At 66.3% G+C, this 23789-nt stretch carries 22 protein-coding genes; 15 read left to right on the top strand and 7 right to left on the bottom strand.

The genetic code is table 11. The features are described from left to right. Positions 1-10 precede the first annotated feature (10 nt). Positions 11-1186: a M20 aminoacylase family protein gene (locus tag BN60_RS23970; RefSeq protein WP_215905990.1), complete on the top strand. Its 1176-nt coding sequence runs from the start codon at positions 11-13 to the stop codon at positions 1184-1186. A gap of 17 nt (positions 1187-1203) precedes the next feature. Here BN60_RS23970 and BN60_RS23965 read toward each other — a convergent pair whose 3' ends face one another. Beyond that, positions 1204-1644, bottom strand: coding sequence for a hypothetical protein (locus tag BN60_RS23965; protein ID WP_020698712.1), 441 nt, complete (start codon positions 1642-1644; stop codon positions 1204-1206). Between the two features lie 205 nt (positions 1645-1849). Between BN60_RS23965 and BN60_RS23960 the strand changes: the two genes are divergently transcribed. The 7 genes from BN60_RS23960 (at position 1850) to rbfA (ending at position 10394) form a co-directional block, all read left to right on the top strand. Then, on the top strand, positions 1850-3394 hold the full coding sequence (locus BN60_RS23960) for an acetolactate synthase large subunit (RefSeq protein ID WP_043284298.1): 1545 nt from the start codon (positions 1850-1852) through the stop codon (positions 3392-3394). Positions 3395-3413: 19 nt separating this feature from the next. Then, entirely contained in the window at positions 3414-4142 is a 729-nt protein-coding gene (gene trmB, locus BN60_RS23955; protein ID WP_020698710.1) for a tRNA (guanosine(46)-N7)-methyltransferase TrmB, read from the top strand. 204 nt (positions 4143-4346) lie between these two features. Then, entirely contained in the window at positions 4347-4853 is a 507-nt protein-coding gene (gene rimP / locus BN60_RS23950; protein WP_020698709.1) for a ribosome maturation factor RimP, read from the top strand. Between the two features lie 28 nt (positions 4854-4881). Further along, positions 4882-6420 carry a transcription termination factor NusA gene (gene nusA, locus BN60_RS23945; RefSeq protein WP_020698708.1) on the top strand — a complete coding sequence of 513 codons (1539 nt, stop codon included), beginning with the start codon at positions 4882-4884 and terminating at the stop codon, positions 6418-6420. A 19-nt stretch (positions 6421-6439) separates the two neighbouring features. Beyond that, positions 6440-7048 carry an RNA-binding protein gene (locus BN60_RS23940; protein WP_148283516.1) on the top strand — a complete coding sequence of 203 codons (609 nt, stop codon included), beginning with the start codon at positions 6440-6442 and terminating at the stop codon, positions 7046-7048. A gap of 32 nt (positions 7049-7080) precedes the next feature. Further along, positions 7081-9846, top strand: a complete 2766-nt coding sequence (gene infB / locus BN60_RS23935) for a translation initiation factor IF-2 (RefSeq protein WP_020698706.1) — start codon at positions 7081-7083, stop codon at positions 9844-9846. Between the two features lie 143 nt (positions 9847-9989). Continuing rightward, positions 9990-10394, top strand: coding sequence for a 30S ribosome-binding factor RbfA (gene rbfA / locus BN60_RS23930; protein ID WP_020698705.1), 405 nt, complete (start codon positions 9990-9992; stop codon positions 10392-10394). On the opposite strand, the gene BN60_RS23925 is transcribed toward rbfA, so the two are convergent. Continuing rightward, positions 10381-12600 (bottom strand): fused MFS/spermidine synthase, encoded by a 2220-nt coding sequence (locus BN60_RS23925; RefSeq protein ID WP_020698704.1) that lies wholly within the window; start codon positions 12598-12600, stop codon positions 10381-10383. The genes rbfA and BN60_RS23925 overlap by 14 nt on opposite strands. 101 nt (positions 12601-12701) lie before the next feature. On the opposite strand from BN60_RS23925, the gene truB reads away from it, so the two are divergent. From truB to pnp, 3 genes are all read left to right on the top strand, one after another. Beyond that, a complete protein-coding gene (truB, locus tag BN60_RS23920; protein WP_342626627.1) occupies positions 12702-13568 on the top strand; it encodes a tRNA pseudouridine(55) synthase TruB in 867 nt (288 codons plus the stop codon). A 17-nt stretch (positions 13569-13585) separates the two neighbouring features. Beyond that, positions 13586-13855, top strand: a complete 270-nt coding sequence (rpsO, locus tag BN60_RS23915) for a 30S ribosomal protein S15 (protein WP_020698702.1) — start codon at positions 13586-13588, stop codon at positions 13853-13855. A gap of 216 nt (positions 13856-14071) precedes the next feature. Further along, the gene (gene pnp / locus BN60_RS23910; RefSeq protein WP_043286640.1) at positions 14072-16225 is read left to right on the top strand and encodes a polyribonucleotide nucleotidyltransferase; all 2154 of its coding nucleotides are present in this window, start codon (positions 14072-14074) and stop codon (positions 16223-16225) included. A 97-nt stretch (positions 16226-16322) separates the two neighbouring features. Here the strand turns inward: pnp and BN60_RS23905 are convergent, their stop codons facing one another. From BN60_RS23905 to fabA, 3 genes are all read right to left on the bottom strand, one after another. After that, a complete protein-coding gene (locus tag BN60_RS23905) occupies positions 16323-17114 on the bottom strand; it encodes an enoyl-ACP reductase FabI (RefSeq protein ID WP_043286637.1) in 792 nt (263 codons plus the stop codon). Positions 17115-17231: 117 nt separating this feature from the next. After that, entirely contained in the window at positions 17232-18467 is a 1236-nt protein-coding gene (fabB, locus tag BN60_RS23900) for a beta-ketoacyl-ACP synthase I (RefSeq protein WP_020698699.1), read from the bottom strand. Continuing rightward, the gene (gene fabA, locus BN60_RS23895; protein WP_020698698.1) at positions 18467-18997 is read right to left on the bottom strand and encodes a 3-hydroxyacyl-[acyl-carrier-protein] dehydratase FabA; all 531 of its coding nucleotides are present in this window, start codon (positions 18995-18997) and stop codon (positions 18467-18469) included. The genes fabB and fabA overlap by 1 nt, the downstream gene beginning before the upstream one ends. Positions 18998-19166: 169 nt before the next feature. On the opposite strand from fabA, the gene irrA reads away from it, so the two are divergent. From irrA to BN60_RS23875, 4 genes are all read left to right on the top strand, one after another. Further along, a complete protein-coding gene (irrA, locus tag BN60_RS23890; RefSeq protein WP_020698697.1) occupies positions 19167-19574 on the top strand; it encodes an iron response transcriptional regulator IrrA in 408 nt (135 codons plus the stop codon). Between the two features lie 136 nt (positions 19575-19710). Next, entirely contained in the window at positions 19711-20130 is a 420-nt protein-coding gene (locus BN60_RS23885) for a rubrerythrin family protein (protein ID WP_020698696.1), read from the top strand. A gap of 109 nt (positions 20131-20239) precedes the next feature. Next, a complete protein-coding gene (locus BN60_RS23880) occupies positions 20240-21598 on the top strand; it encodes a heterodisulfide reductase-related iron-sulfur binding cluster (RefSeq protein WP_020698695.1) in 1359 nt (452 codons plus the stop codon). Next, positions 21595-22182, top strand: a complete 588-nt coding sequence (locus tag BN60_RS23875; protein WP_020698694.1) for a DUF3501 family protein — start codon at positions 21595-21597, stop codon at positions 22180-22182. The genes BN60_RS23880 and BN60_RS23875 overlap by 4 nt, the downstream gene beginning before the upstream one ends. Positions 22183-22192: 10 nt before the next feature. On the opposite strand, the gene BN60_RS23870 is transcribed toward BN60_RS23875, so the two are convergent. Together BN60_RS23870 and BN60_RS23865 are read right to left on the bottom strand one after the other, a co-directional pair. Beyond that, entirely contained in the window at positions 22193-23158 is a 966-nt protein-coding gene (locus tag BN60_RS23870) for an energy transducer TonB (RefSeq protein ID WP_020698693.1), read from the bottom strand. Between the two features lie 138 nt (positions 23159-23296). Next, positions 23297-23789, bottom strand: a 493-nt coding sequence (locus BN60_RS23865) for an energy transducer TonB family protein (RefSeq protein ID WP_215905935.1), incomplete at its 5' end; no start/stop codon positions are given.

Genomic DNA, 23789 nt, shown 5'->3' with positions numbered 1-23789 from the left:
CACCGCCGAGATGCTGGCTGCCCATGCCGCCGAGCTGACCACCATCCGACGCGACATCCATCGTCATCCCGAGACAGCCTTCGAGGAGGTCCGGACCGCCGAGATCGTCGCCGAGAAACTCAAATCCTGGGGCCTCGACGTTCATCGCGGCCTGGCCACGACCGGCGTCGTGGGGACCCTCAAGGGCAACCGGCCGGGCCAGAAGACGATCGGCCTGCGCGCCGACATGGATGCGCTGCACCTGCAGGAGAAGAACGAGTTCGATCACGCCTCCTCGATCCCCAACAAGATGCATGCCTGCGGCCATGACGGCCACACGACCATGCTGCTGGGTGCGGCCAGGCATCTTGCGGCAGCGCCCGATTTCGCCGGCACGGTCCATTTCATCTTCCAGCCCGCCGAAGAGGGCGAGGGCGGGGCACGGGTGATGATCGAGGAGGGGCTGTTCGAGAAGTTCCCCTGCGACACGGTCTACGGCATGCACAACATGCCGGGCTTTCCGGTCGGCCATTTCGCCATCCGCTCCGGCCCGATGATGGCGGCGAGCGACACCTGGGAGACGACATTCAAGGGGACCGGCGGCCATGGCGCGCTGCCTCATCGCGGCACCGACCCGACGATGGTCGCCGCGCAGTTCATCACCGCGGTGCAGGGCATCATCGGCCGCAACGTGCCGGCGACGCAGACGGCGGTGCTGAGTGTCGGTCACATCGCTGCCGGCACGTTCGGCTCGCCCAACGTCATTCCCTCCGACGTGTTGATCCGCGGCACGGCCCGCAGCTATTCGCCGGACGTGCGGGCGCTTCTCGAACGTCGTCTGGGTGAGGTGGCGCAGGGCATCGCGCAGGCCGGCGGCTGCACCGTCGAGTACAAGTATTTCCGGCGCTATCCGCCGCTCATCAACTCGGCCGAACAGACCACGCTCGCCGTCGAGGCGGCTGCGCTGACGGTGGGGCGCGACAAGGTGGATCCCAACACGCCGCCGATCACCGGGGCGGAGGACTTTGCCTTCATGCTGGAAAAGAAGCCCGGCGCCTACATCATGATCGGCAACGGCGGCGACGAGGAGCCGCGCGGCTGCCATCACGTGCACACGCCGCTCTACGACTTCAACGACAAGATCCTGACGACCGGCGCGGCCTACTGGCTCAACCTCGTCCAGCTCGAACTGGGCGACGCCGCCTAGACTTCAGCCCCAGAGCCTCAGCCGTGGTGGTCGTACGACCACTCCGCCGCGCTCTGCTCCCAGCTCCAGCCGTCGTGCAGATGGACGACGGCGTGGCTGTCGGCGCCGAAATCGTAGACCGCGGCAATGTCGTGAGCCGTGCCGGTTGGCTCGTCGGCGGCCGGCAACAACAGCGTGTCGGAAAGATCGCTCAACGTGACCAGCGTGTCCGCGCCGATTGGCGGCAGGGGCGCGCCGGCAGGCGAGCCTGCCACACCGTCGATGAAGACGGGATCGCGTTCGCCGAACAGCCGGTCGAACGGGGCACCGTAGGGCGTGTCGTCGATACAGGCTTCCGCCCAGCGCGACTCGAGCGTCTGGTAGATCGGCAGTTCGCGGCGATCGAATTCGACGAGGTCGGGGCCGACGACGAACGGTGCATCGATGGCCGAGCTCTCGGAGAGGACCGATTGGCTCATGGGTCAAAAAAACTTTTGTTCTTAAGAGTTCAAATGAATGCTCAGGTAATCATTCAAGTTTACTGAATAAATCGTTGAGAATAAAGAAAGAACATCTGAAGCCTAAATTTCGCAAGTGATTGCAAGCACTTGGGTTCGGCCCGGCTCTGGCCTAGGGTGCCGCCTCTTTGTGATTTTCCAGTCGGTTGAGCTTTCGGGGGACGTGATGAACGGAGCGGAGAGTCTGGTTCGGACCTTGGTGAAGGGCGGCGTCGAGGTCTGCTTCGCCAATCCTGGCACCTCGGAAATGCACTTCGTCGGCGCGCTGGATCGCGTCGAGGGCATGCGCTGCGTGCTCGGCCTGTTCGAAGGTGTCTGCAGCGGTGCCGCCGACGGCTATTACCGCATGACCGACAAGCCGGCATCGACCTTGCTGCACCTCGGTCCCGGCCTCGCCAATGCGGCAGCCAACCTGCACAACGCCAAGAAGGCGGGCTCCGGCATCGTCAACATCGTGGGCGAGCATGCGCTCTATCACATCAAGTACGACACGCCGCTCACGGCCGACATCGAGGGCATCGCGCGGCCCTTTTCCCATTGGGTGAAAACTTCGCCGACGTCCAAGACCGTGGCGGCCGACGGTGCGGCGGCGATCCAGGCCGCGCGTGTGGCGCCGGGCCAGATCGCGACCCTGATCCTGCCGGCCGACACGGCATGGACCGAAGCCGATGGCGTCGCCGAGACTCCAGCGACGCCGGCCCCGCCGGCGCCGTCCAGCGAGACGGTCGTGGCCGCCGCCAAGGCACTGAAGCAGCCCAACGCAATGCTCTTCATTGGCGGCCGGGCACTGCGCGCCCGCGGTCTCGAACTCGCCGGCAAGATCGCGGCGAAGACGGGCTGCAAGGTGCAGGGTGCGGGCGGCACGGCACGCATCGAGCGCGGCGCGGGCCGCATTCCGGTCCTGCGTCTGCACTTCGTGGTCGAGAACGCGCTGGCGCAGCTCAAGGGCACGAAGCAGATGGTGCTGTGCGGCGCCAAGGCGCCGTTCGCCTTCTTCGCCTATCCCGGCAAGCCGTCGGTGCTGTCGCCCGACGATTGCGAGATCAGCACGCTTTGCCCCGTCGAGGGCGATCCCATTGCCTCGCTGGAAGCGCTGGCCGCCGAACTCGGCGCATTGAACGAGAAGCCCGCAGGCATTGCCCAGCCGAGCCGTCCGGACCGGCCGACCGGCAAGTTCACGCTCGACGGTCTCGGCCAGGCGCTTGGTGCCACGATGCCGGAGGGCGCCATCGTCGTCGACGAATCGGTCACGACGGGGCGCGGCTTCTTCCCGTTCAGCGCCGGCGCGCCGCCGCACGACTGGCTGAACAACATGGGCGGCTCGATCGGCTTCGGCGCGCCCGTGGCCGTCGGCGCCGCCGTCGCCTGCCCCGATCGCAAGGTCATCTGCATGATTGGCGACGGCAGCTCGATGTATACGATCCAGTCGCTGTGGACGATGGCGCGCGAGAATCTCGACGTCTGCGTGATGATCTTCTCGAACCGCTCCTACAACATCCTCTACAGCCAGCTCGCCGATGTCGGCGCCGCCAACCCCGGCCCGCGTGCCATCGACATGCTGACCCTCGATCGGCCGACGCTCGATTTCGCCATGATGTCCAAGAGCATGGGCGTGCCGAGCGGTCAGGCGACCAACCTCGACGAGCTCACCAAGCAGCTCACCTACGCCATGTCGCAGAAGGGCCCGTACCTGATCGACGTGATCATGTAAGGACGGCTCGGAAGATCCCATGGAAGAAACCCGCCGACGCACGCTGCATGGTCGTCGCCGGGGCAAGAAGCTGCGTGCCGGGCAACAATCGTTGCTCGACACGCTGCTGCCGCGCCTCGCCCTCGACTTGCCCGCAGAACCGATCGTCACGCCCGAGGCCGATGTTGCCGAGAGCGCGGCGAAGATCGACCTCGCACGCCTCTTTGGTGGCACCTTGCCGGCCGACGGCGTGTGGCTCGAAGTGGGCTTCGGGGCCGGTGAACATCTGGTGTGGCAAGCCGAGCATCATCCGACGGTGGGGCTGATCGGCTGCGAGCCCTATATCAATGGCGTTGCGAAGTGCCTGGCGCATATCGAGCGGGCCGGCGTCGGCAACGTGCGGCTGTTCACCGACGATGCCCGCTTCGTGATGGCGGCCTTGCCGGCGCAATCCCTGTCGCGGGCCTTCGTCCTCTTTCCCGACCCCTGGCCCAAGACGCGCCATCACAAGCGTCGCTTCGTGCAGCGTGACAATCTCGATGTGCTGGCCCGGCTGATGCGACCAGGGGCGGAGCTGCGTCTGGCCACCGACGATCCCAGCTACCTGCCCTGGATGGTCGAACATGCCTGCCTGCATCCGGCCTTCGAGTGGCTGGCCCAAGGGCCGGCGGACTGGCGCGGCCGGCCGGCGGATTGGCCGGGAACACGCTACGAGCAAAAAATGCTAGCCGGTCACAAACCCGTGTTCTTGCGGCTGCGACGGCGCTGAACGCCAGGCCACTACATATAGAGGGAAGTGGCCATTTTCCCATAGGAAACGCCGGATTTTCTTGCCAGTTGGCAGGGGGGAGACTATATCCGCGCCATCCTCATCGGGTTCGCGGGACGAACCAAACAAAAAGAGTGGGCCAAAAACCCGCTCTTTTCATTTGGCACAACTCCAGCGACCCAAACTGTCGAGAAGCCCAACCGCGTGACCGATCTGCTGCGTCGCATCGAAGACATCGTTGCCCCGACCATCGTCGGCATGGGCTTCGAGCTGGTTCGCGTCGCCATGAGCCGCGGCGGCACCCTGCAGATCATGATCGAGCCCGCCGATGGCCGGCCGATGGACGTCGAGGACTGTGCCACGCTCTCGCGCGCCCTGTCGGCGGTGCTCGACGTCGAGGATCCGATTTCCGACGCCTACACGCTGGAAGTGAGCTCGCCCGGCATCGACCGGCCACTCACCCGCCCCAAGGACTATGCCCGCTGGTCCGGCCACCTCGCGCGGATCGAGACAACGGTGCCGGTCGAAGGCCGTCGACGCTTCAAGGGTACGCTGGTGGGACTGGACGACGGCGTCGTTCGGCTGCGCCTCGACGATGGCAAGGAAGCCGCGGTGCCGCTCGACGCGATATCGAAGGCCAAGCTCGAGCTGACCGACCGGCTGATCGAAGAACACCGCCAGGCCCTCGAAGGGGCCGGGCAGACTCACTGAACGGACTGGGTAGAAGAGGGACACAGACATGGCAACGACTGCCGACATCCCGCGCCTTGAAATGCTGCAGGTGGCCGACATGGTCGCCCGCGAAAAGGGCATCGAGCGCGAGGAAGTGCTCGAAGCGATGGAGCAGGCCATTCAGAAGGCCGGTCGTGCCAAGTACGGGCTCGAACACGACATTCGCGCCGAGATCGACCGCAAGACCGGCGAGATCAAGCTGCTGCGCTACATGCAGGTCGCCGACCCGATCGAGAACGAGAGCGTGCAGGTCGCGCTCGTGGAAGCCCAGCGTCGCAACCCCGAGGCGCAGGTCGGCGACTTCCTGACCGACGAACTGCCGCCGATCGACTTCGGCCGCGTCGCCGCGCAGACCGCCAAGCAGGTCATCACCCAGCGGATGCGCGAGAGCGAGCGCAAGCGCCAGTACGAGGAATTCAAGGATCGCGTCGGCGAGATCGTGTCGGGCGTGGTCAAGCGCGTGGACTACGGCAACATCACCGTCGACCTGCAGCGCGCCGAAGGCGTGATCCGCCGCGACGAGACGATCCCGCGCGAGTCGCTGCGCGTGAACGATCGCGTGCGCGCCTACATCTTCGACGTGCGCGAGGAGCCGCGCGGCCCGCAGATCTTCCTGTCGCGCAGCCATCCTCAGTTCATGGCCAAGCTGTTTACCCAGGAAGTGCCGGAAATCTACGATGGCATCATCGAGATCAAGGCCGTCGCCCGGGATCCCGGCAGCCGCGCCAAGATCGCCGTGCTCTCCCACGACAGCTCGATCGACCCGATCGGCGCCTGCGTCGGCATGCGCGGCAGCCGCGTCCAGGCCGTGGTGCAGGAGCTGCAGGGCGAGAAGGTCGACATCATTCCGTGGTCGGCCGATACCGCCAACTTCATCGTCAACGCGCTGGCGCCGGCCGAGGTCAGCAAGGTGCTGATGGACGAGGAGAAGAACAAGACCGAGGTCGTCGTTCCCGACGACCAGCTGAGCCTGGCGATCGGCCGCCGCGGCCAGAACGTCAAGCTCGCCTCGCAGCTGACCGGCTGGGAGATCGACATCATGACCGAGGCCGAGGAGAGCGAGCGCCGCCAAAAGGAAACGCGCGAGCGCACCGAACTCTTCAAGGCAACGCTCGACGTCGACGACGTCATTGCCCATCTGCTGGTGGCCGAGGGTTATGCGTCGGTCGAAGAAGTGTCTGAGGCCGCGGTCGAGGACCTGGCCGGCGTCGAGGGCTTCGACGAGGAGATCGCCACCGAGCTGCAGCGCCGCGGCCGCGAATATATCGAGAAGCGCGACGCCGAACTGGCAGAGCGCCTCGAGAATCTGGGTGTTTCCGAGGAGGTACGGTCGGCCGAGGGGCTCACCTTGCCGATGTTGGTCGCTCTGGGCGATGCCGGCGTGAAGACGCTCGACGACCTGGGCGACCTCGCCTCCGACGAGCTGCGCGAGATCGTGGGCGAGAGCGCCATGGACTCCGATATGGCGAACACCATCATCATGAGGGCGCGCGAGCATTGGTTCCCGGCCGACGAGACGGGCCAGGCCGACGCCGCGAAGGCCTGAACGTAGGAGACCGACACTCTTGGCACTTGCCCTCACTATGCCCGAACCCCATCTCTCGGTCCGCACCTGCATCGCGACCGGCGAGGAGGCTGCGCCGGAGCGGATGATCCGTTTCGTCGTCGGTCCTGAGGGCGATGCCGTGCCTGATCTTGCGCGGCGCCTGCCGGGACGTGGTATGTGGGTGCGGGCGGAGCGTTCGGCACTCGAACGGGTCCTCGAGAAGAACTTGTTCTCGAAGGCCGCACGGGCGTCGGTGAAGGCAGCACCGGATCTGGCCGATCGGGTCGAACGGCTGCTGCTGGAGCGGGCGCTCGACGATCTCGGCCGGGCACGTCGTGCCGGCCGTGCCGTCGCAGGCTTCGTGAAGGTCGAACAGATGGTGGGGCAGCGTCGCGCTGGCCTTCTCATTGTCGCCAGCGAGGCCGACGGCGACGGGCTTGCCAAGCTGCAGGCAACGGGCCTGCCGATCGAGAAACTGGGCGACGCTGCGTCGCTCGGCGGGATTTTCGGCCGCGAACAGGCGGTCTACGTGGCGGTCGCCCGCGATGATGCGGGCGGTGCGTTCATTCAACGAATTGCGGTCGGGGCGGCGCGTTGGCGCGGCTTCCGATTGAACGGCGCCGGTTGACGCGCCGAGGCGGACCAAGGACAACAGCCGACATGACGGAACAGAAAGAAGAGACCAAGTCGACCAAGCCGCTTACGCTTTCGACCACGGCGCGTTCAGGCGCTGCAACGAAGGCTGACGCGACCCAGGTGCGCCAGAAATTCTCGCACGGTCGCACGCGCGCGGTGACGGTTGAGGTCAAGAAGCCGGTAAAGCGCCCCGGTGGCGCTTCTGCACCGGCGACTGCCGCTCCGACTCCGCCGCCGGCTGCGGCTCCTACGCCCGCCCCCGAGGCGCCGAAGCCCGCTCCTGCCGCTGCTGCGCCCGCCGGCCGCACCCTGAAACTCGGCGGTGCTCCGGCGCCGACGAGCGCGCCCTCTCGTTCGCAGCCGCCCAGCCGCTCCACCATGCCGTCGCGTTCGAGCGGTCGCGATGGTGGCCGTGGCATCGTGCTGCGCACGCTGACCGAGGAAGAGAAGGAAGCGCGCGCCCGCGCCCTTGTCGACGCCAACCGCGACGCGGAAATCGCGCGCAAGCGTGCCGCCGAAGAGGCGGTGCGTCGTGCCGCCGAGGAAGAGGCGCGCAAGAAGGCCGAGGAAGAGCACAAGAAGCGCCTCGCCGAAGAGGAAGCGCGCAAGAAGGCCGAGGAAGAGGTCAAGCGCAAGGCCGACGCTCTGGTCCAGAAGCGCCTCGACCAGGCCGCCACGGCCCCGCCGCAGGCGCCGATTGCGCGCCAGGCGCAAGAGATCAGGCCGCCGGCTCCGGCGCCCGCTCCGGCAGCGCCCGCTGCGCCGATTCGCCGTCCCGTCGGGGCCGCCCCCGCGTCGACCGGCGATGCGCTGCGTCGTCCGCCGCCGCGACTGCCCATCGTCAACAAGCGTCTGCCGCCGCCGTCGGGTGCCCGTCGAGAAGCGCCGAAGCGCCGCAACGACAAGGTCGATGTCGGCCGTGCGGTCGCAGGCGAGAACGACTTCCGCAGCCGGTCGGTGGCGCAGCAGCGCCGCCGCCTGGAGCGCGAGCGCCGCCAGCAATTCGGCAGCGAGCCGCAGCAGAAGGTCTATCGCGAGGTCACGATTCCCGAGACGATCACCGTCCAGGAACTCGCCTCCCGCATGACCGAGCGCGGCGCCGACGTCATCAAGACGCTGATGCGCATGGGCGTGATGGCGACGATCAACCAGGCGATCGATGCCGATACCGCCGAGCTGGTCGTCACCGAAATGGGCCACCGCTCCAAGCGCGTTGCCGAGGGTGACGTCGAAACCGGCCTGGCCGACCTGGTCGATGCCGAGGAGCACCTGCTGCCGCGGCCTCCGGTCGTGACGATCATGGGTCACGTCGACCACGGCAAGACCTCGCTGCTCGACGCGCTGCGCGCGACCGACGTGGCGGCGCACGAAGCCGGTGGCATCACCCAGCATATCGGCGCCTATCAGGTCACTCTGCCGTCGCAGCAGAAGATCACCTTCCTCGATACGCCGGGCCACGAAGCCTTCACTGCCATGCGTGCCCGTGGCGCCAAGGTGACGGACATCGTCGTGCTGGTCGTGGCTGGCGACGACGGCGTCATGCCGCAGACCAAGGAGGCGATCGCCCACGCCAAGGCGGCGGGCGTGCCGATCATCGTGGCCATCAACAAGATGGACAAGCCGGGCGCCGATCCGAACCGTGTCCGCACCGAACTGCTGCAGGACGAGATCCAGGTCGAGCAGCTGGGCGGCGACGTCCAGTCGATCGAAGTCTCGGCGACCAAGCGGATCAACCTCGACAAGCTCGAAGAGGCGATCCTCCTGCAGTCGGAAGTGCTCGAACTCAAGGCCAACCCCGATCGTCCGGCCGATGGCGTCGTGGTCGAAGCCAAGCTCGATCCGGGCCGCGGCTCGGTGGCGACTGTACTGGTGCAGCGTGGCACGCTGAAGGTCGGCGACATCCTCGTTGCCGGCTCGGTGTGGGGCCGCGTCCGTCGTCTCGTCGACGATCGCGCCAATGCGATCGAAAGTGCGGGTCCGGCCTTCCCGGTCGAGATCCTGGGTCTCGACGGCACGCCGCAGGCGGGCGACGAGTTCCACGTCATGGAGAGCGAGGCGCGTGCGCGAGAAATCGCCGACTTCCGTGCTCGCCGTGATCGCCAGGCCCAGCTTGCCCGTGCTGCGGGTGGCCGCGGCACCCTTGAGGAGATGATCAAGGGCATCCGCGAGGGCACGGCCAAGGAGCTGCCGGTGCTGATCAAGGCCGACGTGCAGGGTTCGGCGGAAGCGCTGGCCGGCGCGCTGGCGCGGTTGTCGACCGACAAGGTCGCGACCCGCGTGGTCTACAGCGGCGTCGGCGGCATCAGCGAAGCCGACATTACGCTCGCCAAGGCGTCGGGTGCGTTGCTCATCGGCTTCAACGTGCGTGCGAATCCGCAGGCCCGTGAGATCGCCAAGCGGGACAAGATCGACATCCGCTACTACAGCATCATCTACAAGGTCACCGAGGACATTCAGGCTCTGATGGTCGGTCTGCTCGACCCGACCTACAAGGAGACCTTCCTCGGCAACGCCCAGATCCGCGAAGTCTTCCGCATCACCAAGGTCGGCAACGTCGCCGGCTGCATGGTCACGGAAGGGCAGGTCAAGCGCGGCGCCAAGGTTCGCCTGCTGCGCGACAACGTCGTGATCCACGAAGGCACGCTGAAGACGCTGCGCCGCTTCAAGGAGGAAGTCCGCGAAGTGCAGCACGGCTTCGAATGCGGCATGGCGTTCGAAAACTACGACGACATCAAGGTCGGCGACGTGATCGAATGCTTCGACGTCGTGGAAGTTACGCCGACGCTCTAACGTTTCGCCTCCCCCGTCATCGGGGGAGGTGCCTCGTCATGCGAGGCGGAGGGATCGCGATCCCTCCGGCCAAAGGCGCTGTAGACAGTGCCGAAATGGGCCACCTCCCCATTTGAATGGAGAGGAAGAGAGGGAGAAACGCCATGTCCCGGCGTCGTTCATCCGACAAAGACAATCGTGCTCCCGGCCAGCGTCAGCTCCGCGTCGGCGAGGAACTTCGCCACCTGCTGGCGGAGCTGTTCGAGCGCGGCGACATGCGCGATCCCGATCTGCGTGACGCCTCGATCACCGTGACGGCCGTCGATATTAGCCCCGACCTGCGCAATGCCACGGCCTTCGTCATGCCGCTCGGCGGCCAAGACGAGAAGCGGCTGCTTGCAGCCATGCGCCGGGCGGCGCCCTGGTTCCGTGCCCGGGTCGGTGAGCGCGCCGGACTGCGCTACGCGCCGGAGATCCGTTTCGAGATCGACCGCACCTTCGACGAGGCTGACAAGATCGGCGCCTTGCTGCGCCGGCCGGACGTCGCGCGCGACATCAAGGACGATTGAGATAGTACTCGTCGCGCGGGAAGAAATCGGTATTGGGTGAGGCCGCAGCGACCACCTGGCCGTTGTTCAGGGGCTCGACCTTCTTGTCCTCGAACCATTTCTGCAGCTCGTCGCGATTGATCCGCGCCGCCTTGAGGTGGGCCACGATCTCCGGTCGCGTCAGCAGCGTCAGCACCTTCTCGCGCGCGTAGGGGATGGGCCGGTCGCTGCCAATCAGCGCCGGATGCACCATCGTCACGTAGGGAAAGACCGAGCGGAAGGTCTCGATCGAACGTTCGGTCGGTGCCCACTGCACGTAGATGCCGCCCGGTGCCAGCTTGGCGCGCACCTGACGGAAGAATTCCTGCGAGTTCAGGAGTCCCGAGAGGGCCGTCTTGGGCAGGATGGCATCGGCCTCGATCACGTCGTAGCGCGCCGCGTCGTGGGCGAGTGCGTGACGGCCGTCGGCGACGACCACCTCGAACTTGGCGTTTGCGAGCAGTTGGTCGATGCCCGACCGCCCGCCCTCGTTGACATAGTCGTGCAGGGTCTCGATGACCGGCGCCACGATCTCGATGACACGGACCTTCTCGGTCGCAGGATTCAGGCCGGCGGCATAGGGCGTGCCGCCGGTACCCGAGCCGATCACCAGCACGCGCTTGGGCTCATCGTGCGTCAGCGGCCCGATAGCGCCGAGAAACGCATGTACCGTCGTGAACGGCAACTGGCTCTGAGAATGGCCCTGGATGTAGAGCCTGCCATTGTCCGCGCCGGACATCTTCAGGAGGCTGAGCCCGGTCTTGTCCTCCGCGATGATGGCCTTCTCTTCCTTGAGCCCGTGCAGGCGTCGCCAGAAGGCGTCGCCGCCCGGGAAGAACAGCAGGCCGGCTACCAGCACGGCCGCCGGCAGATAGGCCCAGCGCGTCGCCCGGGGACCGGCGAGCTGGAGGAGGGCGAAGGCGAGCCCGATCGCCACCAGGAGCTTCAGGGTGCCGGCCGTGCCGACCATATCGAGCAGCAGGAGGCCGGCGACCAGACTGCCCATGCTGTTGCCGACGATGTTGGCGAGTTGTACCAGGCCGACGCGGCTGCCCAGCAGGTCGAGATCGCGCTGCACGGCCTTCTGCACCACTGGAAATGAGAACCCCATGATGAAGGAGGCCGGCAGCACCACGATCAGCAGCAGGAAGACGATGACCGCCATGTCGGCCGGCTTGCCGCTCATGAGGTCGCGGTCGACGAACGAGGAGGGCAGCAGTCCGGCGCCGATCGCGAAATAGACATACCAGGCGCCGCACAGCGCGAGCATCGTGGCCACGCCCTGCATCAGGAAGAAGAAGCGTCGGGGATCGGCGATGCGGTCGATGACCCTGGCGCCGACCAGCAGCCCGGCGGCATCGCCGAGCAGGAACACTGCAAGCACCAGCGAGAAGCTGTAGCCATTGGATTGCAGCAGCACCCCGACCAGCCGGTACCAGACGATCTGCAGGGCCACGATCAGGAAGCCGCTGATGAACACCAGCAGCGACCAGCGCCAGACGACGTCGTCGCCCGCGGCAACGGCTATGGCAGCCCTCGGTCCCGGCGAGGCCACGGTCAGGTCGAGGCCGCGCGCCAGCAGGAGGCCGCCCGCCGCGACCACCAGATTGAGGGCGGCCCCGACATAGACCGCCTTGTCGAAGCCGAAAGTCCCGATCAGGAACCAGCCGCCAACGAAGGCACCGACGCCGGCGCCCAGCGTGTTCAATCCGTAGAGCCAGCCGATCAGCTTCGCCGAGCCCGAGATCTGGCTGACCACGGCCTTGGACAGGAAGGGCAGCGAGCAGCCCATCAGGAACGTTGGCCACAGCAGGCTGGCGAAGACGATGGCGAAGATGACCGCGCGCGAGGACGAAAGCGGCAGCAGCTCGCGATAGATGACATCGTAGTAGAGCCAGGGGCTTATCAGCGCGAATGCCGCGATGCCGACTTCGCAGATCGCGAAGGCCACCAGAGAGGCGCGTCGCGACAGGCGGTCTGCGTAGAAGCCGGCGACAAGGCTGCCGATCCCGAGACCGAGCAGGAAGGCGCCGACGATCAGCGCGGCCGCAATTGTGTCGGCGCCCGCGAAAAGACCGAGCAACCGATGCCAGGCTGTCTGGTAGATCAGCGCCGCGGCGCCCGAGAGAAAAAACAGTACAAAGAGGGCCGGGCGTCGCAGCGCGTCGGATTGTGGTTCGGATGTCATGTCTGCAGCCTGCCTGAAGCAACTAATGGCGCGCAACCAAGTGTCTGTGTAGAGGCTGTGTCATGTCACGAACGAGGAAGGGCGAGAAGATCGACGGTTGGGTGATCCTCGACAAGCCGGAGGGCCTGGGCTCGACGCCGGCAGTCGGTCGGGTGCGCCGGCTGTTCGGTGCGCAGAAGGCAGGGCACGGCGGCACGCTCGATCCGCTGGCCAGTGGCGTGCTGCCCATCGCGCTGGGCGAGGCGACGAAGACCGTGCCGTTCGTGATGGATGGCCGCAAGGAGTACCGCTTTACGCTCCGCTTCGGCGAAGCGCGCTCGACCGAAGACCGCGAAGGCGAGGTCACGGCCACGAGCGAGGCCCGACCCAAGGATAGCGCGATCGCTGCGGTGATTCCGGCCTTTCTGGGTGAGATCGAGCAGATGCCGCCGGTCTTCTCGGCGCTCAAGGTCGACGGGCGGCGGGCCTATGATCTGGCCCGGGCCGGCGAGGCGGTCGAGCTCAAGCCGCGTCGCGTCCTGATCGAACGCCTGGAGTTCCTCGGCCGCCCAGACAGGGACCATGCAGATTTTGTGGTGGGCTGCGGTAAGGGCACCTATATCCGGTCCCTCGGACGCGACCTCGCCGTCGCCCTGGGCACCGTCGGCCACCTGTCGATGCTGCGTCGGACCGTCGCCGGACCCTTCAGGGAGGCCGCGGCCATTTCGCTTCCCAAACTAGAGGCCCTCGGGCATATTCCCGCGCTCTTCGGGGCCTTGGCGCCCGTTGCAACCGCGCTGGACGACATCCCGGCGCTGGCTGTGACGGAAGCCCAAGCGGATCGGCTGCGCCAAGGCCAGCCGGTGCTCTTGACCCGGGACGCACCGCCGTCCGGCGCTCTGGTTCGCGCCGAGCTCGGCGACAGGCTCGTGGCACTGGTCCGTTCGGACGGCGCCGCTCTTCAGCCGGTGCGCGTGTTCAACCTTTAAGTTTATGGAGATGACCGATGTCGATTACAGCCGTGCGCAAGGCGGAGCTGATCAAGAATTATGCTCAGGCCGAGGGTGACACCGGTTCGCCGGAAGTCCAGGTCGCGATCCTTAGCGAGCGCATTTCCAATCTTACCGAGCACTTCAAGGGCCATGCGAAGGATCACCATTCGCGTCGTGGTCTGCTGAAGCTCGTCGGCCAGCGCCGGCGTCTGCTCGACTACCTCAAGGCCAAGGACAACAAGCGCTACGACACGTTGATCGAGCGCCTGGGTCTCCGGCGTTGAACCTCAGGCCCCGCTCCCTTCTTTCAAAGATGGGGCGGGGCCTTTTCGCGTTGCGTCGTCCGGTCCCCGTGAGTTCGGCCGGCTGACGCAACATTGCAGTAACCGGGAAGGCAGGGGCGAGAGCAAAGGCCTGTCTCGGTCCTGCCGGCGCAAGGGCGTCGGCGGGCGGTCGTTGCCAAACGGGGGCGAACGGCCGTGATGGAAAGGATGAATGAGATGTTCGAAGTTTTCCGCAAAGAGATTGACTGGGCCGGGCGCAAGCTCGTGCTCGAGACCGGCAAGATCGCGCGTCAGGCCGATGGGGCCGTGATGGCGACCTACGGCGGCACCACTGTGCTGGCCGCCGTCGTGTTCGAGAAGAAGCCGAAGCCCGGCCTCGACTTCTTCCCGCTGACCGTGAACTACCAGGAGAAGGCTTTCGCGGCGGGCAAGATCCCCGGCGGCTTCTTCAAGCGTGAGGGCCGTCCCAGCGAGAAGGAGATCCTGACCTCGCGCCTGATCGACCGCCCGATCCGTCCGCTGTTCCACGAGAGCTACCGCAACGAGACGCTGGTCGTCGTGACGACGCTCGCGCACGACATGGAGAACGATCCCGACATTCTGGCGATGGTCGCCACGTCGGCGGCGCTCACCATCTCGGGCGTGCCCTTCATGGGCCCGATCGGCGCGGCGCGGGTCGGCTATCTCGACGGCAAGTTCGTCGTGAACCCGACCCTGGAGCAGACCGAGGCGAGCTCGCTCGACCTCGTCGTCGCCGGCACCAAGGAAGGCGTGCTGATGGTCGAGTCGGAAGCCAAGGAGCTTTCCGAAGAGGTCATGCTGGGCGCCGTCATGGAGGCCCATCGCTCGTTCCAGCCGGTGATCGACGCGATCATCCAGCTCGCCGAGCATTGCGCCAAGGAGCCGCTGCCGCTCACCGATCCGTCGGAAGCGTCCAAGACCGTGGCCGACAAGCTCAAGGCCGAGATGCGCGGCAAGCTGGTCGAGGCTTTCGCCGAGACCCAGAAGCAGGCTCGTCAGGCCAAGATCAGCGCCGTGAAGACCGAGGCCAAGAAGCTGTTCGAAGGCAACGACGAGGCGCTCGCCGCCTTCGGCGAGCAGTTCGGCAACCTCGAGGCCGACGTCGTGCGTACCGCCATCCTCGATACCGGCAAGCGCATCGACGGCCGCGACACCAAGACCGTCCGTCCGATCGTGGCGGAAGTCGGCGTGCTGCCGCGCGCTCACGGTTCGTCGCTGTTCACCCGCGGCGAGACGCAGGCGCTGGTCGTGGCTACGCTCGGCACCGGGCAGGACGAGCAGATCATCGACGCGCTCGAAGGCGAGTACCGCGAAAACTTCATGCTGCACTACAACTTCCCGCCGTACTCGGTCGGTGAAGTGCGCCGCATGGGGTCGCCCGGCCGCCGCGAGATCGGCCACGGCAAGCTCGCCTGGCGCGCGATCCGTCCGATGCTGCCCGGCAAGGACAAGTTCCCGTACACGATCCGCATCGTGTCGGAGATCACCGAGAGCAACGGCTCTTCGTCGATGGCCTCGGTGTGCGGCGGCTCGCTGTCGCTGATGGACGCCGGCGTTCCGATGGAGCGTCCGGTGGCCGGCATCGCCATGGGCCTGATCAAGGAAGGCGAGCGCTTCGCCGTCCTGACGGACATCCTGGGCGACGAGGATCACCTCGGCGACATGGACTTCAAGGTGGCCGGCACCGAGAAGGGCATCACCTCGCTGCAGATGGACATCAAGATCACCTCGATCACCGAGGAGATCATGAAGGTCGCGCTGGGCCAGGCGAAGGACGGCCGCATCCACATCCTGGGCGAAATGGCCAAGGGTCTGGGCGGCGCCCGCGAGAGCGTCAGCCAGAACGCGCCGCGCATCACGCAGTTCACCATTCCGAAGGACAAGATCCGCGAAGTGATCGGCACCGGCGGCAAGGTGATCCGCGAGATCACCGAGACGACCGGCACCAAGATCGACATCGAGGACGACGGCACGATCAAGGTCGCTGCGGTCGACGCCAAGCAGGGCCAGGCCGCGATCGACTGGATCAAGGGCATCGTGGCCGAGCCGGAAGTCGGCGTGATCTACAATGGCAAGGTCGTGAAGACCGTCGAGTTCGGCGCCTTCGTGAACTTCCTGGGTGCGCGCGACGGCCTCGTGCACATCTCGGAGCTGGCGCCGCGCCGCGTCGCCAAGGTCACGGACGTCATCAAGGAAGGCGACCAGGTCAAGGTCAAGGTCCTGGGCGTCGATGATCGCGGCAAGGTCCGCCTCAGCATGAAGGTCGTCGACCAGGAGACGGGCGAGGACATCACGAACAAGCCGCGCGAAGAGGCTCCGGCTCCGGCCGCGCCTGCCGCCGGCGAGTAAGCCCTTTCGACTAAACGGAAACGGCGGCCTTTCGGCCGCCGTTTTCATTTGAGGAACATGCTGTTGCGCGGCACTGGCGGCGGCGGCTCGCTGCCTGCTATTCGCCGCCGGGTGTCACGCTGCCGTCGTGCGGCAGGCCAATCACGTGGTAGCCGGCATCGACGAAATGCACCGTGCCGGTGACGCCCGCGCTCAGGTCCGAAAGCAGGTAGAGCGCCGCGCCGCCCACGTCGGTGAGCTCGACATTGCGGCGCAGCGGCGAGGCCTCGCGCGAGACGCGATAGACGTAGCGGGCACCGCCGATCACCGCGCCCGCGAGCGTACGCATCGGCCCAGCGGAAAGGGCATTCACCCGCACGCCCTGCGGGCCGAGATCGGCCGCGAGATAGCGCACGCTGGCTTCGAGGGCGGCCTTGGCCACGCCCATCACGTTGTAGGACGGCATCACGCGTGTGGCGCCCTCGTAGGTCAACGTGATCAGGCTGCCGCCTTCGTTCATCAGCGGCAGCGCGCGCCGCGCGATCTCGGTGAAGGAGTAGCAGGAGATGGTGAGGCTGCGCTGGAAGTTGGCCTTGGTCGTATCGACGTAGCGGCCCTTCAGCTCCTCCTTGTCGGAGAAGGCGATGGCATGGACCACGAAGTCGAGCCGGCCCCATTCCTTCTTCAGCGTCTCGAACAGCTTGTCGAGGCTCGCCTCGTCCTCGACATCGGCCTCGACGACGACGGTCGAGCCGAGCTTCTGCACCATGGGCAGCACGCGCTTGCCGAAAGCCGCGCCCTGGTAGGTAAAGGCAAGCTCGGCGCCGGCGGCGTGAAGCGACTGCGCGATGCCCCAGGCGATCGAACGGTCGTTGGCAACGCCCATGATCAGGCCGCGCTTGCCGGCCATCAGCTTGGGAACGTCGGGCAGCGCCGCCGGCTTGGCGCCAGCGGGAGGCGCCGCCGTACCGCTGCCCGAGGCATCGGGTGCTGCGGAAAGGGTCCTTTCAGTGGACATCGATCCTTCTCAGTGATCGTAGCGGGAGAAGAGGAGGCAGGCGTTGGTGCCGCCGAAGCCGAAGCTGTTCGACAGGACGGTTTGCAGGCCGGCATTGTCGATGCGCTCGCGGGCGATCGGATAGCCTTCCGCGCCGGGGTCGAGGTTCTCGATGTTGGCCGAAGCGGCGATGAAGTCTTCCTTCATCATCAGCAACGAGTAGATCGCCTCGTGCGCGCCGGTGGCGCCCTGGCTGTGCCCGGTCAGCGACTTGGTCGAGCTGACAGTGGGAAGCTTGTCGCCGAACACCTTGCGGATCGCGTCGAGCTCGGTGATGTCGCCGACCGGCGTCGAGGTGCCGTGCGTGTTGATGTAGTTGACCGGCATGTTGCGCCGGGCCCCATCGCCGAAGCCTTCGAGCGCCAGACGCATGCAGCGCAGGGCACCCTCACCCGAGGGCGCGACCATGTCGGCACCGTCCGACGTGGCGCCGTAGCCGACCACCTCGGCATAGATCTTGGCGCCGCGCGCCTTGGCGACTTCGAGTTCTTCCAGCACGAGAATGCCGCCGCCGCCGGCAATGACGAAACCGTCACGGTCCTTGTCGTAAGCGCGGCTCGCCCGCTGCGGCGTGTCGTTGTACTTCCCCGACATGGCGCCCATGGCGTCGAACAAGACCGACAGAGTCCATTCGAGTTCCTCGCCGCCGCCTGCGAACATACGGTCGGCCTTACCGAGCTGGATGCACTCCACGGCGTTGCCGATGCAATGCGCCGAGGTCGAGCAGGCGGAGCTGATCGAGTAACTCAGCCCTTTGATCTTGTAAGCCGTCGCAAGGTTCGCTGAGACGGTGCTCGACATGGCGCGCGGCACCTGGAAGGGGCCCACCCGCTTGGGGCCTTTTTCCTTGGCGATGATCGCCGACTGCACGATGGCGCCCGTCGTCGGACCCCCCGAGCCCGCGACCAGGCCGGTGCGCTCGTTGGAAATCTCGGCCTCGCCGAGGCCGGCATCCGCGATGGCTTCCTTCATGGCGAGATAGGCATAAGCGCCGCCGTTGCCCATGAAGCGCATGAGACGACGGTCGACCAGCTCCTCGACATTGAGCTTGAGGGTGCCGGCGACCTGGCTGCGGAAGCCCAGTTCCTTGTACTGCGGGACGAACTCGATGCCCGACGTGCCATTCCTCAGCGATTTCGTCACCTCGGCGGCATTGTTGCCGATCGGGGAGACGATACCGAGGCCGGTAACGACAACGCGCTTCATCAGCCGGCCGCTGCGGCCGGCGCCGCGTCCTGAAACAGCCCAACCTTAAGGCCGCTTACCTCAAAAACCTGCTCGCCGTCGGCATGAACAAAGCCGTCGCCGATGCCCAGGACCAGCTTGCGCAGGATCACGCGCTTGAGGTGCACGTGGTAGGTGAGTTTGCGAACGGTCGGCACGATCATGCCCGTGAACTTAACCTCGCCGACGCCCAGCGCCCGGCCGCGCCCAGGCGCCTTCATCCAGCCGAGGAAGAAACCCAGCATCTGCCACAGCGCATCGAGGCCGAGGCAGCCCGGCATCACCGGGTCGCCCTTGAAATGGCAGGCGAAGAACCAGAGGTCGGGCTTCACGTCGAGTTCGGCCACGATCTCGCCCTTGCCATACAGGCCGCCGTTATCGTTGATGGTGACGATGCGGTCGAACATCAGCATCGGCGGCAGTGGCAGCTGGGCATTGCCCGGGCCGAAGAGGTTCCCCTTGGCGCATTCGATCAGGTCTTCGAAGGTATAACTGTTCTTCTGCTCGCTCACTTTTACCGTCCTGCGGCCACCCCACGCGGGCGTCGGGCGGCAGAATAAGGATGCCGGACGCCCGGCGCAAACCACCCCAAAACGCCCCTCTCATCTTGTCTTAGGGGCAAAAGGGGCAAACGACAGCCCTTTTCTTGTCCTTTTCTCCTGCTTACATATGATTGTAACGATGCCCGGCAATAGTCCCGATTTTCCTACCCGCCTCCGGGCGGCCGGTCTGCGGCCCACCAAGCAGCGCGTCGCGCTGGCGCGCGTGCTCTTCGAGGCCGGCCATCGTCATGTTACCGCAGAGAGTCTGCACGCTGAGGTCAAGGCGACCCGCATGCCGGTATCTCTGGCCACTGTTTATAATACGCTGAACCAGTTTCGCGATGCCGGCTTGCTGCGCGAGGTGGTGGTGGCGCCCGGGCGGTCCTATTTCGATACCAACACCGGCCATCACCATCACTTCTTCGTCGAGCCGGATGGTGAGCTGCACGATTTTCCGTCGGAGAAGGTGACCATCGCCGGTCTGCCGACGCCGCCCAAAGGCACGCGCCTCTCGCGCGTCGACGTGATCGTCCGCGTCCGCCGCTGAGCGCGCATTCGCGCCGAGAGGCTTGCGAATCGTTTGCATCTTTTAGAACGGTTCTAATCTGCTTGACGTTGTTGCTCTTGGAATCCTAAATCCCGAATGAGATTGGCGGATGGGCCGATCACATAGGAGGAAGACTATGGCGAACCTCAAGGGATCCAAGACCGAAGATAATCTGAAGGCCGCGTTTGCGGGCGAGAGCCAGGCGAACCGCCGCTATCTCTACTTCGCACAAAAGGCCGACGTCGAAGGCTACAACGATGTCGCGGCCGTCTTCCGTTCGACGGCTGAAGGCGAGACCGGCCATGCGCACGGCCATCTCGAATTCCTCGAAGTGAGCGGCGACCCGGCGACCGGCCTGCCGATCGGCGAGACCTCGGCCAACCTCAAGGCCGCGATCGCGGGTGAGACGCACGAGTACACCGACATGTACCCGGGCATGGCGCGCACCGCGCGCGAAGAGGGCTTCGGTGAAATCGCCGACTGGTTCGAGACGCTGGCGAAGGCCGAAAAGAGCCACGCCGGTCGCTTCCAGAAGGCGCTGGACACGATGGCCTGAGCCCCTCGGGCTCCTGCGACGACCTCTCACAAGGGGGGACCCCGCGCGGGTCCCCTTTTTCTTCCCGCTTTACGACACGTCCCGCTACCCGCCGGCAGAGCTCTACACCATGCGCGAAGGCAGTCTCGAAGCCCCGATCCGACACGCTCTCGATTGGCAGAACCCCTGGTTCTGGGACGAGAAGGCGCTCGAAAAGGAAATGGAGCGCGTCTTCGACATCTGTCACGGCTGCCGCCGCTGTTTCAATCTCTGCGATTCCTTCCCGCGCCTCTTCGACCTGATCGATAACGGCCCGACCGGCGAGCTCGATGGCGTGAAGAAGGAGGATTACGCGCAGGTCGAGGAAGCCTGCACGCTCTGCGACATGTGTTTCATGACGAAGTGCCCCTACGTGCCGCCGCACGAATGGGCGCTCGACTTTCCGCACCTCATGCTGCGCCATCGCGCCGTGCAGGCGCGGAAGAAAGGCGTGGACTTCGTGGCGCAGCAGCTCGCCGACACCGATCGCATGGGCCGCCTCGGTAACTTCGCTGCCGCGGCGGCGAACTGGACGACCGACGAGCACAACACGACCACCCGCAAGGCTCTCGAGAAGTTTGCGGGCATTCATCACGGGGCGCGGCTGCCGCGCTATGCCGGCGAAACCTTCGAAATCCGCGCGCGGCGCGAAGGCGCTGAACTGAACGAGGCCGCGCCTGCGTTCGGCAAGCGCAAGGCCGTGCTCTACGCCACCTGCTTCGTGAACTTCAACAACACCGATATCGGCGCCGCCGCGCGTGCGGTGCTGGCCCGGAACGGCGTCGAAACCGAGGTCGTGCATCCCGCCTGCTGCGGCATGCCCAAGCTCGAACTGGGCGACATCGAATCGGTCGCCGCGGCGGCGCACAAGGTCTCGGCCGAGCTGCTGCCGTGGGTCGACAGGGGCTACGACATCGTGGCGCTGACGCCCTCCTGCGCGCTGATGCTGAAGTTCGAATGGCCGCTGATCTGTCCCAAGGATCCCGCCATCGAACGCCTGAGCAACGCGACCTTCGACCTCTCCGAATACGTCGTCGACATCGCCAAGACGAACGGTTTGGCGCCGGGGCTCGAGCCGCTGGAGGGCGGTGTCAGCGTCCATCTTGCCTGCCATGCGCGGGCGCAGAACATGGGCGCCAAGGCCGCGGAGATGCTACGCCTCATTCCCAAGACGCGGGTGGCGGTGATCGAACGCTGCAGTGGCCATGGCGGTATCTGGGGTGCGCGCACCGAGAACTTCGAGACGGCGGTGAAGGTCGGCAAGCCCGCGGCACAGGCCGCGCTGAAGAACGACACCAACTTCGTCGCCTCGGAATGTCCGCTGGCCGCCGATCATCTGATGCAGGTGATGGAAATGACGGCGGGCGAGCAGAAGCCTAAGCCCTCGCGCGCCGATCATCCGATCGAGCTGCTGGCGCGCGCCTACGGTATCGGAAGGCAGGAAGCATGACCGCGCGCAAGATCGATGCCTCGATGATCATCCCGCTGGCGGAGTATGTCGGTCAGCGTGCCGAGCGCCGTAAGCGGATCGCCGAGATCAAGAAGAACCGCCGGCTCGAAGTCGGACCGTTCGCGACTTTCTATTTCGAGTCCTTCGACACGATGCTGCATCAGGTGCACGAGATGCTCTTCATCGAGAAGGGCGGCGCCGAACAGCTTGTCGACGAACTCGCGGCCTACAATCCGCTGATCCCGCAGGGCAGCGAGCTGGTCGCAACTGTTATGTTCGAGATCGACGACCCGCTGCGTCGGGCGCGCGTCCTCGCCACCTTGGGCGGCGTCGAGCAGCGTGCGTTCATCCGCATCAATGGCGCGACGGTGCGCGGTGTGGCGGAAGACGATCAGGAGCGCTCGCGCGAGGACGGCAAGGCTTCGGCCGTGCAGTTCATCCGCTTTCCCTTCACCGCTGCCGAGATCGCGGCCTTCAAGAGCGGTGAGGGCGACGTCGTGGTCGGCTTCGATCATCCCAGCTACGGCCACATGGCGGTCATGCCGGCGGCCGTTCGTCAGACCCTCTCCGCCGACTTCGCCTGATCGCGGGCGCTCACCGCATCCCGTAGTTCATCGGCAGGATCAGCACGATCGGGTCGCCGGGCATGCCGTTCGGCACCGGCGGCAGCGGCATGGCGCGGCGGATGGCGGCCAGTTCGGCGGCATCGATGACGGGCCAGCCGCTCGACCGCTCGATCCGGGCGTCGACGAGCTGGCCGCTGCGATTGATCGTGACCCGCGTCACCACGCGGCCGGACTGACGATTTTCGCGAGCGCTGGCGGGATAGACGCGATACGGCTCGATGTGTCGGAACACTCGCGAAAGATAGTCGTTGCGAAGTCCGCCGTGTCCGGCCGCGAGGTCCGAATTCGAGGCTCCCGGTGCCGACGATGACAACAGGCTGGCGGTCGATTGCTGCTCGCCAAGCGATGACGAGGAAGACGCTGCAGGTGGCGGTGCTGCCGGCCGCGGCGGTGGCGTCGTCTGCGCGCGCTGCACGGTCCGTGGCGGCGGCGCGGCGCGCTGCGGCTTTGGAATGTCGCGCGAGGTCGGCGGCGGCGGCGCCTCCGGCGGCGGCAATGTCTCCTCGAAAGTGACCTCCGGCTTCCACGCCGACGCGTCGGTCTGCCAGGTCGTCTGCGGATCGGCTTCGGCCGGGGGCGACGGCTCCGCCGCTTGTGCGGCGGCCTGCTGCGGAGACTGCTGAGGTGGGGGCGGCTCTCGTTGCGGTTCGGCCGGGGCCGGCTGAGGGGGCGTCGGCGTCGTTTCCTGCGGCGCAGGCGCGGTGGCCGCTTCCGTCGCAGGGGGCGACGTCGGGGCATTGGCCGCCGGCGCGCAGCCTGCCGAGGCTGCGCCTTCCTGCGGTCCGGCGCTCGACCCGCCAAGCGGTTCCGGTTCGACCGAAACCATGATGGGCGTCTCGGCGTGATCGTCCGAATGCAGTGGCGAGATCCACCACAACGCTGCCGCCACCGCGATATGCAGCCCGATCGCCAGAGCGAGCGCGGCCGGGGACATGCGCCCGGATTGCGACGCGCCACTGGTCAACGCCCCGCCGGGCGCAGGAAGGTTGCTGTCGTGGGTCACGGCACCGCTTGTTCTACGACCCGTGCGGATCGGGGGCCAGCCGGAACGGCAGCCCGTCGTGCGGCCGGCTCAGCGCTGCTCGTTGTATCGAAAGCTTACGGGCAGCAAGAATGTGTGGCTGGCGCCGGGAATGTCATTCGGCAGCGGCGGATATGGGGACGCCTTCCGGATCGTCTCCATCACGCCGGCGTCGAGCGAGGCCAGGCCGCTCGACTTTTCCATGACGGCATTCATGAGCCGTCCGTCCCGCGCGATGGTCACGCGCGTCAGTACCGTTCCTTCTTCACGGATCGTGTTTGTATTCTTGGGAACGTAGGGGAACTGCGCGATGCGGCGCATGACCGACCACAGATACTGCTCCTGTGCGCGCTTGATACCGTAATTGTCGGCGGGATTGCGGAAAGTGGGCGCCGGTTCGGCCGCCGCCTGGCGATCAGCCGGCGCGCGCGGCTGCGGCATCGGGTTGAGGGGCGACGCCCGCAGGGCCTGCTGCTGTTGCGGCGGGGGCGCTGCTGCGGCTGATGCTGGGGAGGCGGCGGCGCAGGCGCGGGTCGTGTCGCCT

It is taken from the genome of Reyranella massiliensis 521, from assembly GCF_000312425.1.
Classification (GTDB): Bacteria; Pseudomonadota; Alphaproteobacteria; order Reyranellales; family Reyranellaceae; genus Reyranella; species Reyranella massiliensis.
The sequence above is the reverse complement of the archived record's forward strand: the minus strand, read 5'-3'. Positions and strand labels throughout refer to the sequence as shown.